At 40.9% G+C, this 18,296-nt stretch carries 18 protein-coding genes and 1 pseudogene; 7 read left to right on the forward strand and 12 right to left on the reverse strand.

What is annotated here, in order from left to right; genetic code table 11:
* The 11 genes and pseudogenes from A4S05_RS20970 to A4S05_RS21020 form a co-directional block, all read right to left on the reverse strand.
* Window positions 1-556, reverse strand: a pseudogene (locus A4S05_RS20970) (hypothetical protein); the annotation flags it as partial.
* A gap of 63 nt (window positions 557-619) precedes the next feature.
* Window positions 620-1,426: a DUF5131 family protein gene (locus A4S05_RS20975; protein ID WP_069071736.1), complete on the reverse strand. Its 807-nt coding sequence runs from the start codon at window positions 1,424-1,426 to the stop codon at window positions 620-622.
* A 25-nt stretch (window positions 1,427-1,451) separates the two neighbouring features.
* Window positions 1,452-2,039 (reverse strand): MT-A70 family methyltransferase, encoded by a 588-nt coding sequence (locus A4S05_RS20980; RefSeq protein WP_069071737.1) that lies wholly within the window; start codon window positions 2,037-2,039, stop codon window positions 1,452-1,454.
* A gap of 18 nt (window positions 2,040-2,057) precedes the next feature.
* Window positions 2,058-2,516, reverse strand: a complete 459-nt coding sequence (locus A4S05_RS20985) for a hypothetical protein (protein ID WP_141699768.1) — start codon at window positions 2,514-2,516, stop codon at window positions 2,058-2,060.
* 10 nt (window positions 2,517-2,526) lie between these two features.
* Entirely contained in the window at window positions 2,527-2,823 is a 297-nt protein-coding gene (locus A4S05_RS20990; protein ID WP_069071739.1) for a VVA0879 family protein, read from the reverse strand.
* A gap of 2 nt (window positions 2,824-2,825) precedes the next feature.
* Window positions 2,826-3,350 carry a hypothetical protein gene (locus tag A4S05_RS20995; RefSeq protein ID WP_069071740.1) on the reverse strand — a complete coding sequence of 175 codons (525 nt, stop codon included), beginning with the start codon at window positions 3,348-3,350 and terminating at the stop codon, window positions 2,826-2,828.
* A 123-nt stretch (window positions 3,351-3,473) separates the two neighbouring features.
* A complete protein-coding gene (locus A4S05_RS21000) occupies window positions 3,474-4,367 on the reverse strand; it encodes a hypothetical protein (protein ID WP_069071741.1) in 894 nt (297 codons plus the stop codon).
* Between the two features lie 43 nt (window positions 4,368-4,410).
* Window positions 4,411-4,869: a DUF1392 domain-containing protein gene (locus A4S05_RS21005; protein WP_069071742.1), complete on the reverse strand. Its 459-nt coding sequence runs from the start codon at window positions 4,867-4,869 to the stop codon at window positions 4,411-4,413.
* Window positions 4,870-4,910: 41 nt separating this feature from the next.
* Window positions 4,911-5,111, reverse strand: a complete 201-nt coding sequence (locus A4S05_RS21010) for a hypothetical protein (protein WP_069071743.1) — start codon at window positions 5,109-5,111, stop codon at window positions 4,911-4,913.
* Window positions 5,104-5,430, reverse strand: coding sequence for a hypothetical protein (locus tag A4S05_RS21015; protein WP_069071744.1), 327 nt, complete (start codon window positions 5,428-5,430; stop codon window positions 5,104-5,106). Before A4S05_RS21015 ends, A4S05_RS21010 begins: the two co-directional genes overlap by 8 nt.
* Window positions 5,431-5,599: 169 nt before the next feature.
* The gene (locus A4S05_RS21020; protein WP_069071745.1) at window positions 5,600-6,421 is read right to left on the reverse strand and encodes a hypothetical protein; all 822 of its coding nucleotides are present in this window, start codon (window positions 6,419-6,421) and stop codon (window positions 5,600-5,602) included.
* A gap of 164 nt (window positions 6,422-6,585) precedes the next feature.
* Between A4S05_RS21020 and A4S05_RS21025 the strand changes: the two genes are divergently transcribed.
* A complete protein-coding gene (locus tag A4S05_RS21025) occupies window positions 6,586-6,840 on the forward strand; it encodes a helix-turn-helix domain-containing protein (protein ID WP_335194058.1) in 255 nt (84 codons plus the stop codon).
* A gap of 123 nt (window positions 6,841-6,963) precedes the next feature.
* Complete coding sequence (locus tag A4S05_RS21030) at window positions 6,964-7,914, forward strand: hypothetical protein (RefSeq protein WP_069071746.1); 951 nt, start codon at window positions 6,964-6,966, stop codon at window positions 7,912-7,914.
* 291 nt (window positions 7,915-8,205) lie between these two features.
* Here A4S05_RS21030 and A4S05_RS21035 read toward each other — a convergent pair whose 3' ends face one another.
* Entirely contained in the window at window positions 8,206-8,817 is a 612-nt protein-coding gene (locus tag A4S05_RS21035) for a glutathione S-transferase family protein (RefSeq protein WP_069071747.1), read from the reverse strand.
* A 246-nt stretch (window positions 8,818-9,063) separates the two neighbouring features.
* Between A4S05_RS21035 and ybaK the strand changes: the two genes are divergently transcribed.
* The 5 genes from ybaK (at window position 9,064) to A4S05_RS21060 (ending at window position 18,278) form a co-directional block, all read left to right on the forward strand.
* Entirely contained in the window at window positions 9,064-9,531 is a 468-nt protein-coding gene (ybaK, locus tag A4S05_RS21040) for a Cys-tRNA(Pro) deacylase (protein ID WP_069071748.1), read from the forward strand.
* A 169-nt stretch (window positions 9,532-9,700) separates the two neighbouring features.
* Window positions 9,701-9,949 (forward strand): helix-turn-helix domain-containing protein, encoded by a 249-nt coding sequence (locus A4S05_RS21045; protein WP_069071804.1) that lies wholly within the window; start codon window positions 9,701-9,703, stop codon window positions 9,947-9,949.
* A 129-nt stretch (window positions 9,950-10,078) separates the two neighbouring features.
* Window positions 10,079-13,279, forward strand: a complete 3,201-nt coding sequence (locus tag A4S05_RS21050; RefSeq protein ID WP_069071749.1) for a type ISP restriction/modification enzyme — start codon at window positions 10,079-10,081, stop codon at window positions 13,277-13,279.
* 10 nt (window positions 13,280-13,289) lie between these two features.
* Entirely contained in the window at window positions 13,290-17,558 is a 4,269-nt protein-coding gene (locus tag A4S05_RS21055; RefSeq protein ID WP_069071750.1) for a helicase-related protein, read from the forward strand.
* 72 nt (window positions 17,559-17,630) lie between these two features.
* The gene (locus A4S05_RS21060) at window positions 17,631-18,278 is read left to right on the forward strand and encodes a ribonuclease III domain-containing protein (protein ID WP_069071751.1); all 648 of its coding nucleotides are present in this window, start codon (window positions 17,631-17,633) and stop codon (window positions 18,276-18,278) included.
* Window positions 18,279-18,296: the final 18 nt, after the last annotated feature.

Below are 18,296 nucleotides of genomic sequence, written 5' to 3' on the forward strand. Positions count from 1 at the left end.
GTAAATCCAAGTTAGTTTCTTCACACACACACTCGTTTTTTGGGGGGACTGCACTTAGTGTGAATTCCTTAGATGGGATTACCTTAATGGGAATACCTTTGTGGGTCAAATTTGACCCCACCCCCCATGCAGAATTGACCCCCCCACTGGGTGCAATTTTGACCCCACCCCCCGTGCAATTTTGACTGGGGTTAATTTTGACTGGGGTTTCTTTTGTTGTCTTGATTTGTGAACGAAGTAATTGAATTTGGTCAGGAGAAACCCACAAAGAAGGTGAAGTGGGAGTATAAATGTTGGTCGTTCCAATACGTTCTTGTATTTCAATCATTCCGGCGGCTAGTAAAAGCTTGATAGCATTTTTGGCAGTTTTGAGAGCGATGTAACAATGTTTAGCCATCTTCGGAATAGACTCAAAACAACCGCTTACACCCGATCTTCTTTGGATATGCGCGTACAGCCGGAATTCTGATGATTCAAGTGGATAATCATCAAAAAAACCGGGAATAAAGACTTCAAAAGCTGTCCGATTATTAAGCTGATTTTCTGCTAAAGTCATAATGATATACCTAATAAAAATTGCCTTCCCTCGAAAGTCTCTTAACAATCGAGGGTTTTGTTTCTAATCACAAGTGAAGTTGGGAAATTCCCGAATTTGTATCTGTTGAGGAAATTCTGCAAGTTCGCCGCCTTTGGCGTGTTTTGTTTTAAAAGGTTGCTGATTCAAATAAACATTCGCCCCCAACTGCTTCACAAATACGGGTGTTTTGGCTGACTGGCATTGTTGGACAATTGAATTAATCCATTCGATGTGGCATGGTCTGGAATTTGGGCCAGATTCACCACCAATAATTACTAACTGAACATCATTCAAGTATTGAGTGATATCGCCCAAATCTTCTAGCAACGGTTCAACTGACCAGAAGCGGATTAAAGCCGGAATTTGAGCAAGAAATTGACTACGTTCTTCTAAAGTGCGGCGATTCTCAATTGAAGTTCCTGACCAAATATTTAAAGGTAACTTGTCTAGTCCATGACAAGAAAGCCATTCATCCATAGATGACAGCATAATTTCTGGGCGTTTAGTGAGAATCTGAAATATTTGGTTGGGAGCAACGAACATTCCGTCCAGCATTTCGTGTTGCCAAAAACGCGGAACCCACTCACCAAAAACATCTGTCATTGAAGAAACGAAATGCTTCTTAGGTTTCCTTTGGAATCCCCATTTCCGAATAGCTTCTGTATCTAACACTAGCTCTGGTGGTTCACCAGAGTAGGGTTGCTTGTTTCCGCCAAAGAAAGAGTTTTTATTTAATTTCTCTGCATAACAGTTTGCACAACCCTCGCTTTTCTTATGACACCACCAACCGCCTTCTTTAGCACGGATGATATTTTCTGTTTGGTCAGTCCATTCTATATTTGTTGACATAATTACCCCTTATATAATGCTATTTTCATGCACTCAAAGAAACATTCGTTTCACTATCAAACTTCTGGGCTTCATCCCCCCAACAATCCCAACCATCACGAGAAGAACGAGCGAACATTTCTAACTTCGTCATTTCTGGGCAGAGCTTATCTACTAGTTCAAAAAATTCATCTGGTTTACGGGAATGCTCACGCCGCCGTGCATGGATTAGTGATGATTCATTAGTGAGGGAACGTCCAGCAAACGCCCTGACATTACCTCGTACAGCTAAAGCACAATGTTCAGTTGCGTTACGTAGCCAATGACCAGTACCCAGATGGGTTGTACCGCTCTTAGTAACTTTTTCCCAGGTAAGAATAGTTTTCAAGCTAAAACCCCATGTTTCTAAGCAGTGTGCGGCTTCAATCATGTGATTGTTGGTGAACCAAAGCCAAAGAACTGACCCTGTGTGATCGCTTAAGCCTGGAACAGGTAATGACAGTATTTCTTCTATGTGCATTGGCTTGTAGTTAATGCGGTTTCGGTGAGTCTTATCCTGATTTCTCAGCCGATAGAACCAGGGAGGGTCAATCACGATGCACTGGTATTGACCTTCTAATGTTGTTAGTCTCATGTTTAACTCCTGTTATTTTCAAACTTTTTCTGGAAATTCAATGTGGCTTAAAGTCTGAAGTTCAACAGCTAATCCACTTAAGAAATTTTGGAGTTCGACTGTTGCCAATTCTTTGGATATCTCTTTTTCTGACGTATAAATAAGTTGCTTGTGATGCCCAAAGTAAACTTCTGTACGAGTTAGGTTTTGCTCTGTATCAGTTAACAAAGTCAAAGTAAATCTTCCAAGTTGGCAAAAGTAATAGGGACGCTTTGAACTCCAAGGCTTTCCAGGTTGCCAAGTGATTTGGAGTTTTTTACCAATGTGAACACTGATAGATTCAAAATCAACGTGGAAAATATTCAGTAAAGGAAGCATTTCACCACTGTTGTAATGGTCTACAACGTGCTGTCTAATGCCTAATTCTGCTAAACCTTCAGGAATATCAATGTGAGCTTCAGATGAGATTTTCTCAACTACTGTGACTATGCCTTTCATATCTCCTGCCTCAAACCCCAAATTCAAAAACTTTAATTCCATCAACATTAACGGGATTAAGGTTAATTAATCCGCCGCCAGCGTAATTACAAGGAATCTTGCGCTTATCCTTATCATCGAAAGCTTCTTTACAAACTGGCATCCATCGTCCTACACAAGAAAATCCTGCGGCAGAAGATGGAGCGCCAGCTTTTTTGTAATCTTGGATAGAAGCAATGTGACCGCAACATGGACACTTAAACTTCCATTGCATCTTGTCTTGTCCAAATAGTGTTTCTCCAAGAGTTAGCCACTGTTCTTTATTCATATTTAATCCTCCTCATCTTCTAATTCTTCGTCTTTATGGAAACTTACCCCAAATAATTCATGAATAAAAGCTCCTACTTTTTTCCAATCAACTTGGGCTTCAGCTACTTCCGGCATAGGATATTTTTTAGTGATTCTTTTAAAACTAGAAAAATCTTCCCAAGTCCACTCGCCTAACTTATCTGATTCAGTCTCAGTTAGGTAATTTAGGCTAATAATATAATCTTGTACTCTTTCTTTGATTTGTTCTCTGTCGCCAAATTTCCAAAACTCACCAAACCAAGTAATTACTTTTTTTGTGCTGTCTGTTTCTGAAGAGTCTTCCTCCACCTCCTCATCTGAACATTCATCTTCGATGGATTCAAATTCTTCGACTGCGAAAATAGCCATAGCCACACACGCTCTTTCTGCTGGATGTGTAGCTGATTGCATTCGATATGATTCGGGGACTACATAGCCTTGGATCGCGTAGAATTTCTTAGCTAGTTTTTCAATCAATACATCTTTCTGGAAGTAGCCGAGTTCCATATCTTTTCCCCTCAAGGTAAAATTTACCTTTGTTGTAAAAGTCTTAATTCTTGATTACTTGGCGATCGCTCTGCTTGAGCAATGACCAATGACCAATGACCAATGACCGATGACCAATGACCATTAAGCAGTAACTACAGCTTTCTTACTAGCGAAAGCCCCCGCCTGCCTTAGCGCTGCACCAGGACTCGGATGAGCAAAGAACTCTTCTATAGCTTTGGTTAACCCAGCCGCAACAGCCGGATCGTGACAAGCGTAGACATAAATGGGCTGTTGAACGCCATTGACTAATCGCGTTTCTTGGCGATCGCCCAAGTGTGGGTAAAACGTGCGAACCCATGTCCCAAGATGACCACGGTAGTGAGGGCCGCTCAGGGGGACTTTTTTTGCAAGTTCGCTCTCTGCAAAGTTGACCACGCCGAGCCAGCGTTCTTCTGAAGGGGTTAGTAATTTTCTGTTGTGTTCTGCCAGAAGATTCCCGGCATAGTCTTTGAATTGTTGTTCCATGTACGGGTTGAGTCTGCCACCAGTTAACTCAGCTAAAGTTTTCATTGCCAGGACAAGAGTATGCAATCGCTGTTCAACTGGGGGGAAAGCTGGTATAGGGGGTTGTTCTTGTGGTTGAGTGGCGGGTTTTGTCCAGCCCAATAAATCTTGAATCCAGGCGCGAACACCAATGCTTTCAAAAGCTTCACAGGCTAATTTTGCTTGGAGGCTGCATCTTTTCCCCGCTTCATAGCCGTAATAATGAAGTATGGTTGCTACAGCTACGTCAGGGATACCGGACTGCGACCATCCTAAAATGTCAACGCCTTCAAAGCCTTTACGGACAAGCTTTTCAACCATTTTAGAGCGAGAATTGTCAACGGCTGTTTTGAGACTTCTGAATAATCCAGCAGCATCAACCCCAGCTAATCTTGCTGTTGCACGAAGGCTGGCCTTACCTTGTCCATTAAAGTCAATAGTGATTTCTTGCTTTATCTGTTCGATAATTTGACCTATTTCGATTTGTGACATAACTTTAGTTGGGTGATAATTTTTCGTTGTTGATTAGAGAAAATTAGACATTCACGCGCACTAAACTTTTTTCACCGACCAATGAGAAGCGATTAAATATTGTCGGTGTTTCAGTCAATGTTGGCGATAGTAATTCAACAAGGTAAAACCAAAACTTATCTACAAGTACAACCCCCAGAATCAGCCGTTGTTTTGTGTCATCCCCATAAGAACACAGGATTACTTTCTGCCCCAAAACGAAAGCAGGTTTTTGCACAGTGAGGGTTTCTAACTGCCCAGTCCCAATGATTTGATGTTCTGTAGCGTGGACAATTTCATCACCACAGATGACTGTATAAAGCCAACACTCATATTTCCATTGCACACCAGAACAATAGCCGAATGTTCTTGTGGTTTTCAGGTAAACTCTTTCTAATAAATTGACATCAACCGTTGGAATTGTTTTGCCCCAAGGTGGGGAAATATACCAACTATTTTTCAGGGTATTAACGTAGTCAATCATGCTTTCTCCTCGTTGATTTTAATTTCAATAAGGTCAACAACCTAAAAATCCTTGGCAATCTCCAACAAAAAGCCGCGCCCCGTGTTCTGTACTTGCACCAGTTCTTTGTCCAGCAGTGTTTGAATTACTGAATCGGAGAATTGACACTGGAGAGAGTGCAAAGGCACACAACCGCCACAAAGCCGAATCGAACGTAGCAAATGATTGGCTCTACGGTCAAAACTGTTTGTAGAATTAGCCATTGTTTGCACCCTTAGTTAATACGGTTAACTGTCGGTTGAGAATGCTTATCTGCTGTTGATAAAAGTCAATTTCTGCGGTAATTTGCTGAAATAATTCTTCTGGTGTGAGCGGTTGGATTTGATCCTCTTTCAAGTACGATATTTCATCAGAATTCTTGTTAGGCATTAGCACATAGCGCCAACCATCATCAAATTGTTCAGCCAACTCTGTACCAGATGGGTAGTAATAAAGTCCCAGGATGATGCCCTGTTGTGTACGCTGTTCCAAGTTAAAGCGAGGGTAGGGCCAGTGTTGAGGGATCGAGATTGTGGGTTGCATAGATGAATAGGTGAATGAAGGGAAAATGAGAGAAGAATTCAGAAGTCAGAATTTCGGGAAGAGGTGGGAAAAAGAGGAGAAAGGAAGGCAGATTTTATTAACTTCTGTACCCTGCTCTTTGTTTCTTTACTGACTCCTGACTCCTGACTCCTGGATTCTGACTACTGAATTACGCTGTGACTAACTCTGTTCTCTCCAGCAGTCGTTGCAATTTATCGCCAGTTAGCTGCTCTAACGGTTGCTCTAAAAAGTATTCATCAAAAACGGATTTACTATCAGTAGACACGTCCACCATCGATAGCGATTGCACTACATCCATTGCAGAATCACAGGCTATGCGCTGGGTTTCGTCTGTGGCGCGTGTAAACCACCAGCTGCCGTCAGTACAGCCAACCTCGCCCAGCTTCACGTCGTTGTGGTAAATACCATCATCGAGAATTTCAAACCCGTACTTCTTGCATTCGTCGAAAATCTGCGCTATGACTTCGTTACCAGTGGTCGCAGTTTCTTCAACCTCAGTTTGTGTGGGTACTGGTTCGTTGAGTGTTCCATCTTGGTGATGCCATTCAATGAAGCGGTTGCATCTTGCCCAGGTGTTAGCTCGGAATTTTTCAGTGACGTTTACCATCACTACCCAAGGCTGGGTTAAATTATCGTCATGGCTGATGCTGGCTACCAGTTTGTCATCAGCGTAATATTCGTGATGGTCAAACGAGATTTCGACTATTGTGAGGGGTTCGGGAGCTATGGCTTGGGCTTGGTCAGTGATGTAGTTGTCGAGTTCGGCTTGAGCTAGGGCTTGTTCGTCGGGGGCAGCAGGGGCGAATTTCTGAATCTTGCTTGCCTGATAGTTAACAATCGCGCTAATCCAAGAATCCTTACAGCGTTTGTCGCTTACTTCGACTGTGCAGGCGATTTCACTGTAGATTTGCTTGAGCCGCGCAATGGATTTTAGTTGCAGCTGTTGTTGGCTGTAGATTTGGTATGTCATGATTGTTAAAGTTCCTAAAAAACAGAAAGCGCTTCAGATTGGTCGTCGGGGCGCTTTCTTTATCCCTAAATCATAACTTGTCACGTTATAGGTTGTCAACTAGTCACGTTAAGGGTTATGATTTCAGCATTAAGTTTCACGTGATGGTTTAATAAGGAAGGATTATGATTTCATCTCTAATGAAGGTTACGAAAACGATATCAATTGATGTTCCCGGACTAGGTGCAAAAATCAAGGAGGTTAGAGAAACCGATTCGCGCTCACTTAAGGCAATCTGTGAAGCTGTCGGGATGTCTCAGATGAATTGGTATCGAATTGAAGAGGAAAAGCAATCCCTCCCTTTAGAAACACTCCGCAAAATTGAAGAAGTTTTGGGGGTTGACTTTGGTGTGAAGCTTGAAGGAGAAGGTAATGTTTAATCTTGCTAATCCTCTTGTCTTGTCTTCAATTTTTATAAAGAAGTGATCACAGCTAATTACTACACTCCAAATCTGTTTGTGATTGACTTTGAGCAAATATTTTTGAACTAAAAGGGTGGAATGATGCCTAAACCACCTTCTAGACGCAACAAAGCCACCTCTGCCACATCTACCGATTCAACTTCAGCAGCTAACTCTGTAAACGAGGATATCTCCCAGCAAGAAGATCCAGGTTCAGCAACAATTACGGTTACTGCTGTTGAAGTTCCAGAGTTAACTGAGCAGGAACAGCGCGATCGCCTGCATCTAGAGCGCCGTGTGGAAAGAGCGTTTTTTGAGGCAGGGAAAGCGCTGACAGAATTGAGGGACAGACGGCTTTATCGCTCCACGCATAAAACATTTGAGGAATACTGCCGCGATCGCTTTGGGCATAGTCGGCAACAATCAAATTATTTGATCGCCGCAGCTGGTGTTTACGAAAATTTGACAACCATTGGTTGTCAAAATGTGGCAAATGAGAATTTGACAACCAATGGATCACAAATTCTGCCCACGAGTGAGCGCCAAGTCCGATCGATGACAAAACTGGAACCCCAGGAACAGCAGGAAGTGTGGCTAAGAGCAGTAGAACTTGCTGGTGGTAAAGTACCAACTGGTAGAATCGTCAAAGATGTGGTGCAGCGTATCATGGAAAGAACGAAAGTACCAAACACATACCAAATTGGCGAAATCTGCCAAATTCTTGCTAAGGACAATCCCGAACTGAGAGGCAAAGGTGGCTGTTGGGGTATCGTTAATCATGTGGGCGAATTCAGCTGCGCCGTCAGAACTTGGGATGGTGAGTACACGGTTGGTTTGCAGCACCTTAAATCTTACAATTATCTACCTGCCGAGTGTGAGCAGATGCGGGTGATTTGCGATCGCATCAGTCAAGTGTATTCTGATTCGCTTGAGGAGACAGTCAAAAGCCTGTTGCAGTTATTGGGGAAGGTAAATCGGCCTTATCTTACTGCTGTGGAAGAGAAATTATTGACGCTTCTGGAGTCTGAATATGGCAGAGAGATAACACCCTAAACAATTTTGGCAAATTGGCATCCAATGTCTTTGGATTGCAGTTTCAATGGAGTTAGCAACACAACGGGAAAGTGAAGAAGTTGTACGAGGGAAAAGATAAAACTTCCTGCTTCTTGACATCCAGCTATGCCAGTTGTTTTGTTGAGTGCTGTAGAACCCCTCTACATGATTCATACAGCGCTCAACAGAGTTCAGTTCCCACTCTACAACTGGCTAGAAATGAATAAAACTCAATAGAATTTCAGAAGATGTCTCGCCCTTCTTTGCTTCGCCAATATTAGACCTGAATCCTTACTTTTTTGGAATAGTTGACTTGACTGATTCACGCTCGTGTAATCTATTAAACCAGTCTCTCAAATAAGGATACTGAAGAAGCCAGTCTTCATTTAAGCGAAAGCTGTAGTAACCGAGGGAACATAACGCTGCCACATCTGCTGCTGTCCATGTTTCACCCTCTAACAAATATTTAGTTGAACGCAGTTGTCCATCAAAGATTGGTAAAAGGCGATTAATTAATGTTTCATATTTTTTTCGATAATAAGCAGGAGCTAGATCACCCATAAAATCTAGTACCCATAAACTGATAATATTGTCGCCTAAAGTATCTGCTAGTTGTTCCCATTTACGGCACTCAAGGCGTATGTGAGGAGGGCTTGGGTAAAAGCTAGGCTGTGGATAAGTTTCGTCTAGATACTCAGCAATTAATGTAGAGTCCCAAATTACCGTGCCATCTTGATCTACAAACACAGGGACTTGACCAATAGGAGAAATTTCAAGGAATTCAGGGGGTTTATTGGTTAAATTAATTTCAAGGAATTCACAATCTAAATTTTTCTCTATTAACAATATTCGGATTTTCCGAGAAAAGTTTGATTGCTGATGATAGTATAACGTTCTATTCATAAATTTATTTTTACTCAAAAAGTGGGTCTAATAATAAACTGTATTCAAAAATAGTACCCCATGATTGCGAGGAAGGAAGCAATCTCATGGACTCTCACTAAAACCGTTTTATCTTAATCTCTTAGGCACGGTAAACCATTGAATTACAACACCTAAAGTCTTGCAATTATCTACTTGCCGAATGTCAGTAGATGCAATCTTTAGTCGCGTTAGTGGACTGGTAATTGAAGATTAGGAGTAAGAGCAATGAAAACTAATGCTGCTCGACTATTGGACAAACTAGGTATTCCCTACCAAATCCTTAGCTATGAGGTAGATCCTGATGATTTGGCTGCTGAAAGTACAGCATACAAAGTTGGTCTTCCCCCAGAGCAAGTTTTTAAAACTCTAGTAGTCAGAGGGGATACAACAGGTATCTGTTTTGCTGTTGTGCCGGGAAATGCTCAGTTGGACTTGAAAGCTTTGGCGCGGATTTCAGGAAACCGCAAAGTTGAGACAGTTGCCCTGAAGGAAGTCCAGCCACTAACAGGATACATCCGTGGGGGTGTGACAGCTTTAGCTAGCAAAAAATACTATCCCGTTTACCTTGATGAAACAGCAACCCTATTTGAGCAGATCACTGTTTCTGGTGGAATGCGGGGAATGCTGCTTCTGCTATCGCCAGATGATTATTTACGTGCCGTCAGTGGCACTTTGGGAGCAATTGTACAGTAAACCAGTTCTCACCAAGCATACTTAAGTACAAGTTGCGTTTATTACATAGAGATATTGAAGTTACAGTAAATAAATAACAGTATATTAGCGGGTTACAACCCAGTACTAGGCTAACTAGGATATAGCAAATTACACATTATTTGCTACTCAAGTAGTGGGTTTTGAGCTAATGACGATCAAAAAGCCTTTGGTAATCGAACAACCAAAACTGGGACAGCTTATCCATGAACTTCGCACTGTAACGGGCTTAACCCAAGAACAGTTTGCAACACATTTGGGTGTTACTTATTCCACAGTTAATCGTTGGGAAAATAAACGCTCTAAGTTATCACCGATGGCTATGCAGAGGATTGAAAAACTTCTGCAAGAGATGGGTGAACAAGGGCAGAAACTGTTAGCGAAGTATCAGTCAAATTAGTTCTGAGGAAAAAGTAGACTACCTCATTTCTTGAGAGCAGTACTTAATCAAATTTGATATAGCGATTGGACTTTTTTAAAAAGCAATTGCAGTTTTACCGTGCTGTTTTGAACTTAGTAAGGAAAACAAATGACTTTCACCAAAGAGCAGTTACAGGCTGTAATAACAGGTACAGATTTAAATCATCGTGTAGAGGCGCTGCGGCAGCTGTTAGGATATCCGGTGAAAGAGCATGATCCTCAAGGTTCTCGTTTTTGGTACTTACGCCCTGGTGTTGATGAATTAGAAGCTGAGGAAACTTGCCCAATTGCTGTTGGCTTCTATGAGGAACTATCAGGAGTTACAGACCAGGAAATTAAAAAATTTTTGACCTCTAAAGAACAGCAACAAGAAATTTACGGGCATTACACAAACCGAGTTGCTGAACAGCAACCTGTAATGTATTTACTTCTACCTACTAAAGAAGCTACAGGTAGAGTGCCGTTAGTGCTGCCAAGTGAAGGTGGACTACGCCAACGGCAAATTCAGACTTTTGATTGGAATGAACCGCAACTAATAGCACGGTTAAACCGTTTAAAACAAGGGGAACTGCCGATTGCTGTTAAGGGGCTAAGTTCGGTTCCTTTGGTGGAGTGGGTTTTCTATGAACCGATTAAGACGGCGAAGGAACTAGCACAGTCGTTGGCTGAAGCTGCCCGTCGAATTGAGCAAGTGATTCCCCAAGTCTATGAGAGAGAAAAAGCTGATGGGTATTTACACCATCTGCTAAAGAGTTTTCAACGGGAAATACTACCCAAACTAAAACTGACTTCAGAGAATGAGAAGGATTACAGTTTTGCAGATATCTACGCCCAAACTATTGCTTATGCACTTTTTACAGCAAAGGTATTCAGCCATGTAAAAGATAAGCGGGAGGGACGTGAGAAGGAAACGCATTTTGACCGTGAATCTGCATGGCAACAATTACCAGAAACTAACCCGTTTCTTCGTAAGCTGTTTCAGGATGTATCAGAGCGTCAACCAGAAGAATTGGGGGATGAGCTAATTGGTGCGATCGCAGAGATTTTTTGTATCCTTCGCGCTGCCAAGATGGATGCGATTCTGTCAGATTTTCAGATGAAGATGAACCGAGAAGATATTGTTATCCGGTTCTATGAGGATTTTTTGACCGCCTACAAGCCACAGATGCGAGAACGTCGGGGTGTTTATTATACACCGGAGCCTGTAGTTTCTTACATGGTGCGATCTGTAGATATTTTAGTGAAGGAGAAGTTTAATAAGCCATTAGGTTTGGCAGATCCAGAAGTGATGATTCTTGACCCTGCTTGTGGTACTGGCACGTTTTTATTATGGATTTGTCAACTCATATATCAACGTTTTCAGGAGTCACCAGAGGCACTGACAGAAGGGTTAACTGATAAGTCTTGGTCTAGCTATGTCAAGGAGAGGTTATTACCAAGGATTTTTGGTTTTGAGTTGTTAATGGCTCCTTATGCGATTGCACATCTTAAGATAGGACTGTTTTTACAAGAGACGGGGTATCAGTTTGATGTTGATATGCGGTTAGGTATTTATTTAAGCAATGCGCTTGAACAAACAGCACCAGATAAACCAAAAGTTCCTTTTGAAGAATTTATTGCACAAGAAGGTGAAGCTGCTTTAGAAATTAAACATAAAAAACCAATAATGCTCATTATGGGAAATCCTCCATATTCACCCTCTAATTTCGAGGGTACATGGATTATGAACTTAATGCAGGATTATAAAGAGGGACTGAGTGAGAAAAAGTCTGACTTGAATCGTGAAGAGTGGAAGTTTTTAAGATTTGCTCAAGAAAAGATTCAAAATACAGGAAGAGGAATAATATCGTTTGTTATTAACAATACGTTTCTTGATGCAATAACTCACCGATCTTTAAGGAGTAGCCTTTTACAATCATTCAATGAAATTAATATTATTAATTTACATGGAAGTATAAAGAAAAAAGAGAAGTCGCCTGATGGCTCTAAAGATGAAAACGTATTTGATATTCAGCAAGGAGTTGGAATTTGTTTCTTTACCAAGGAGCATCAAAGTAAAAGTTTCACAGGTATCAAGCATTCTGATTTGTGGGGATACAGAGAATCTAAATATAACTATTTATTTAGGGAGACGATACAAAGTACTAACTGGATGAATCTAAATCCTCAACCAAAACATTTTTTCTTTGTCCCAAAAGATTTTAATTTACAAAATGAATATTTTGCTTATGAGGGACTAAAAAACATTTTTGTTTCTTGTGGTTCTGGTGTTAAAACAGAGAGAGATAAGGTTTCAATTCACTGGGGTACAGCCGAGATCAAAGAGGCTGTTGAAGATTTTAGATACTTGGATGAAGCAAGTCTAAGAGAAAAATATCAGCTACAGGATGATAGCCGAGATTGGAAAATTGTAAATGCTAAAGCTGATGTCCTAACCAACAGAGATGATTTAGTTCAGCCGATTCTATATAGACTATTTGATATTCGGCAAACTTGGTACAGCGGGAAAACAAGAGGTTTCATTGGAACACCTGGTTATCCAACTATGCGACATTTACTAGGGAATAACTTGGGAATGATAGCAAAGCGTCAAGCAAGAGAAAATTTAGATTACACATGGTTTTTCTGCTGTGACGGTTTAGTTATAGATGGCTCATTTGCAATTGATAACAAAGGGAGAGAGAGTATTTTCCCTCTTTACCTATATCCCGACAGTCGCTATGGACAACAATCAATTCTGATAGAACAACGCCGCCCTAACTTGTCTCAAGGTCTTCTTAACATCATTACAGGCAAGCTAGGCTATACACCTACACCAGAGGCTATTTTTTATTACATCTACGCCATTTTCCACTCACCCACCTACCGCACCCGCTATGCTGAATTCCTCAAAATCGACTTCCCCCGTGTTCCCCTAACCAGCAATAATCAACTCTTCACTCAACTAGCAGAATATGGTGAAGAATTAGTAGCACTCCACTTAATGAAATCCCCCAAACTAAATAACCCAATTACCAAATTTGTTGAAAATAATGGTGATTGTATAGTCGATGTAGGACACCCAAAATATACCAATGGTGCTGTCATCATCAACAAAAAAGAAGACAAATTTACAGGCGTACCAGAAGAAGTTTGGAACTTTTATGTAGGAGGTTATCAAGTCTGCCAGAAATGGCTCAAAGACCGTAAAGGACGTACTCTCACTTCTGATAATATCCAACATTACCAGCGTATTGTTGTAGCCCTCCAAGAAACCATTGAACTAATGGCAAACATTGACGCAGTAATTCCAGCTTGGCCTATTCAGTGAGTTATTAACTATGCTTGAGAACTTTATCCAAGACCTAATTCGCAAACAACGCCCCTACTACCTATTCCAAGGTAATCCCATCAAAGGCATTGACAATCAATACTGGCTCGTCTTTAAGCACCGCGATGCTGACAAGCTGTTAAAAACAGTTGTGAAGTTTTTAGGTATTGGTGGTAAACAAGCGACTTACAAAATACTACGAATTGATCCAAAAAGCGCTAGGGTGTTTGAGTACATGCCTATCAAAGATGGAAATGTACCTAGTACCTCTCTGTTACGAATTAGTAATTTAAATGTTATTGAAAAATTCCTTCATAAAGAAAGTGTAACCAAAGAAAAATCTTTACTTGCTGGCAGCTTTTTAGAAATCAAAGGTCGTCTTCGTAGATTCAATTTGCCTGATCAGCTAGATAAATACAATGTCTTCATCGGCTCTGCCCTAGAACGCACCCAAATTTATCGCCGTTCTACTGCTTACTTTGATAGCGGTGTGCTGAAACTATATGAAGAACCTCTTGCTTCAATTGTGCAAACTGAGGGTCAAATTCGCCTATTGATGGACTGGCAGGGTTTTACCAAGCAAGCGGATGTCCAAGAACTGGAGAAACTACAAGACCCTAACTACCGCGCCCAATTTGCTCATTGTACCCTGACTGAATTTCTTAAGGGTTTAGAAGATAGTGCCTTTAGTGGTACAGAAATTTTGGCAGAGTTAGTTCGTCTGAATTTTTTGCAAATTAAACTTGTGAAAATGGAGTCAGGACGGGGTATCTATCACAAAAAAACTGGCATCCTGAGCGACCAGTTAGAAAACCACATTCTGCATGAAGGCTCAGATAATTTCACCCGTGCAGCACATTCTAAAAATGCTGAGAGTGTAACTTTTCTTTATTCTTGGGATTCTCGTTTAGATGCAGAAGCCATATTTGAAAGTATTGGTCAATTTGATGCTGAGTGGCAGCGAGATGATATCACCTTTGACTTAACCCAAGAGTTTTTACAGCAGGTACTAGCCGAACGCGATCGCCGTGCCCAGTTAAAAGAACCAGTTATTGAATCTATCAATCCTGATGAGTTTGCCCCTGGGGAAACCACCCAAGTTGAAATCACAGGTCAAAATTTAGACAAAATAGAAAGCATTGAGGTTGTAGATGATCAATTGGTGAAAATCACCATTGACAGCCAAGATTCGGAACGGATTATTGGTCAAGTTGAGGTAGACCCAGAACATCCGCCGACAAAGTTAACCGAATTCAAAGTTACAACCACCGAGGGCACTTATCACAACTCACCCGAAAATCCTCCAGCCGTCAGCCAATCCCTAGAAATTCCAGATTTCAGTGAAATTGAAGGGTTTAAACAAGCTGTAGAAATAATTTTGGCAGGAAATCACGGCACACCAAATGATTTTCTTTATTGGTTGGCACAGCAGCGCCCCCGTCAGTTCCGGGTTGAACGTAGTGATTTATTAGATGAACTGTTAAATCAAGGTATCTTGTTTGAGCATCAAAAATCTGGAGCGCAACATTGCCTAAGAGTCATGCAGGATTTTGGTGTTGCTGTCTGCGCTGATGCTGTAGGATTGGGGAAAACTCGACTAGCGGCTACTGTCTCGTGGTTGTATCGTCAGCAGAACGGTCAAGCTAAGATTGGGATCATTGCTGCTAAGAAACTCTACCCCAACTGGGAGCGAGAAATGGCAGAATTGGGCTTTAAATCTAACGATTACGAGCTTTACAATAAAAACCTGATGAGCCGCAAAGGTAGTAATTTTCTTGCAGACTTCAATCGCTACGGTGGCCCTGACCTAGTTATCATCGATGAAGCCCACGAAGGCATTCGCAATTATAAAAACCGCATTCATAAAACCTGTGCATCAATTCAAGAAAGCGATCGCAAGTCTGCTCGGCAACGTTACTTTCTACTGTTGACTGCTACACCTTGGAACAATCGCCGGGAAGATATTTATAACATTCTCTCGCCCTTTATCAGTCGTCCTCAAGGATTCAATGATTTAAAGTTCCCCGCAGAAGTCGCTCAATGGTTTCAAAATCGAGAAATTGGGGTAGAAAATTTTACAGATAATACTGAACTATTTCGCCGTACCTACCGCGAACTGTTTCTTCAGCGCACCCGCCAAATGCTGCGAGAAGCCACCCCAGATTTAAATTTGTATGCTAAACGGATAGCAGAATGGCTACCTGTGCATTTTGAAATTAGTACAGAACAAGCACTGGAGCAGATTTTCACTCAATTTGAAACCAGTCTTTTTATTCCCTTTGCTGATCCAATTCGTTATTTAACAGGTAGCGTCGAACAGCGAAGTCTATTAGGCAACCAACGCCGATTCTTTCTACAACGGGCTGAATCGAGTATGTATGCCTTGAATCGGACTATCAAAAACTTTGGCGATCGCATTCGGCAGATGCAACAACGCCTAGAATCAGTTTCTCCTGATGCTGATGGGCTGAAAGAATTTTTGCTAATTCACTACAATTTTGAATCAGACAAGAAGGATAAACCAGAAAGTTTCTTAGATGATTACAACCCTGAAGGCTGGGATGAGGATTATGAAGACGGGGAAGAAGACGAGGACGAAAACGAGGCAGAACAACAACAAAAGCGTCAGCAGTTAAGGCGGTCTATTGATATTGCCACAGATAACTTACGAGATAATCCTAACAATGCCCAAAAAGTTTATGAGCGAATGTTGGCTGATTGTGAAGGTGATTTGCATCAGCTAGAACAGATTCAAAACCTGTTAATAGATGAATTTCTAGTTGACCACAAACGTAAGCAAGTTACTCAAAAAGTAGCAGAACTGGTAAGTCAAGGTCATAAAGTGCTGCTAATTTCAACTTTCAGTGACACCGTAATTGATTACTACTGTTACATGACTCGTGACAGTGCGATCGCATCTAAAGGTATTGGGATGCTGATTGGTTCTACAAAGCTGTATTACACAAATAATTCAGACAAACCTCAAAAAGTAAGTCCTGGTCAGGCATTGCAACCAAAACGTAGCCCAGTTACTTTAAATCGCCAAGAAATATTTAGACTGTTTGCCCCAGACGCTACTTGTAAAAATCCTACAGAACGCCCAAAGCCAGAGGAAGAAATCGCCGTACTAATTGGGTCAGAAACTTTATCAGTGGGTCAAAATCTACAAGATGCTGATTATCTGATTAATATTGACCTGCCTTGGAATCCTATGATTTTGGAGCAGCGCATTGGACGGATTGACCGCCCCAAGCAACATAAAGCTAAGAACATTTATGTTTATTATGCCAACAGTGAAAGCCAACTGTTACGGCAAGCTTCTCGCCTATCAAATCTGAATAAAAAACTTGTAGGAGACTTAGCCCAAAATGATGGAGACATCGCTAGTATTGAACCTAACCCCAACATCCCTACCATTTCTAGTGTCAACACATTGGGGGCTTCTATTTATGGTGATACCCTATTTGATGATGAAATTCTGCCAGGATACATCGACTTTGTTCAGAGCTTAGTCAAAGCTAGAAAGATAGAGCAGGGTAATTTACAAGAAGATGCCTATAAAAAACAGGAAACTAGCCGCGACCTTTATACCCAAAATGAGATTCTGCATAGTGAAGAACTAAGCAAGTTACTAAAAGAATTGGGTGAAGATTACCAAGCCAATCCAATTGCTGTAGGTCGCCGCACTGGTGAAAAAAATGAAGCTACTGGATTAGTGGCGTTGACAGTGCAATATTTTGGCCCAAATGGAGAACCAATTTTAGAGAAACAGCAGACTTTGTTCTGGAATGACCAAACCGGAGAAAACGATGGTTATGGTATGGCGATCGCTACTGCCTTCAAAACTCCAATAGCGGGAAATGTTTTCTCTTCAAAATATTTACTATCATGCGCTCAATCTTTATATAACAAACTGGTGGGCTTAAAACAGCAGCAGGTTGCTGAATTAGAACAGCCAGAAACCTTAGAAAACATTAGCGTTACCTCTGAGCGCATTACTAAAATTCAACGTCGGGTGAGTATGCTTGATCACTTTCCAGCAGGTTTAGATCGAGCAGCTGTTAAGAGTACGTTAAAAAAATTAAATACTTGGAAGGAGATGAAGGCTGTACAAAAACTTTTAAAAGAGTATACCGATGGGAATAAAGCAATTTTGGATGATGAAAACTTTGTGATTCAGTTAGTGCAAGATACAGACAAACTCAACCTAATTGTATTTGAAGGAATTAAACCTACCAGTATACAAGTTTCTTTAGCTGCTCTTTTATTAAGGGCATAAGCAATTGCAGTAGACATACTCTCTTGTTTTTACTACTTATTAACTAAAAATTATCATATTAATTATTAAATTATGACACAATTGTATAACCAAAAACAGCAACGACAACAGCAAATTCAAGCTTTTATTAAAGGAATTGGTATAAGTGAATTTCAGGCAACAGAAGCGCTAGAAATAGCTTTAAGACACCCATCATTTATCTATGAATCAAATGTAGATAGGCAGACAAAAGATTTACAAGAGAAAGCTTACAGACGGCTAGCTCATTTAGGAGATGCAATTCTTAGTACTATTGTTACTGACTATTTATATGAAAGATTTCCTGAATCTACAAAAGGTGAACTGACTGAGGATAAACAATCACTTGTAGATAAAGCTCAATTGTCAAAATTTGCTATTAAGTTAAATTTACCAGAGTTCTGCTTATTAGGAAAAAGTCTAAAAGGAAAACCTTTAAATGAGCAAGAGAGACTTTTTGCAGAAATGTTTGAGGCTGTGTTTGGTGCAATTTATTTAGGATTTAAGCGTGATTTTTCTCAAGCTAGCTCTTGGCTAATTAAGCGCTTTTTAGCAGATGCTTTAGACGAGCTTCTCAATCATGAAGAAGACGATGAGGAGAATTTTGAGGATATCAGTCTTGATACCAGAGATTGCTTAGACATGATTGGCTTAGAAAATTTTCCTGACTATGGATGGGCCCCTGGTGACGATGATGATTAAGCGATCGTCCCCCACCCA

The sequence above is a fragment of the Nostoc sp. KVJ20 genome (genome assembly GCF_001712795.1).
In the GTDB taxonomy this organism is placed as follows: Bacteria; Cyanobacteriota; Cyanobacteriia; order Cyanobacteriales; family Nostocaceae; genus Nostoc.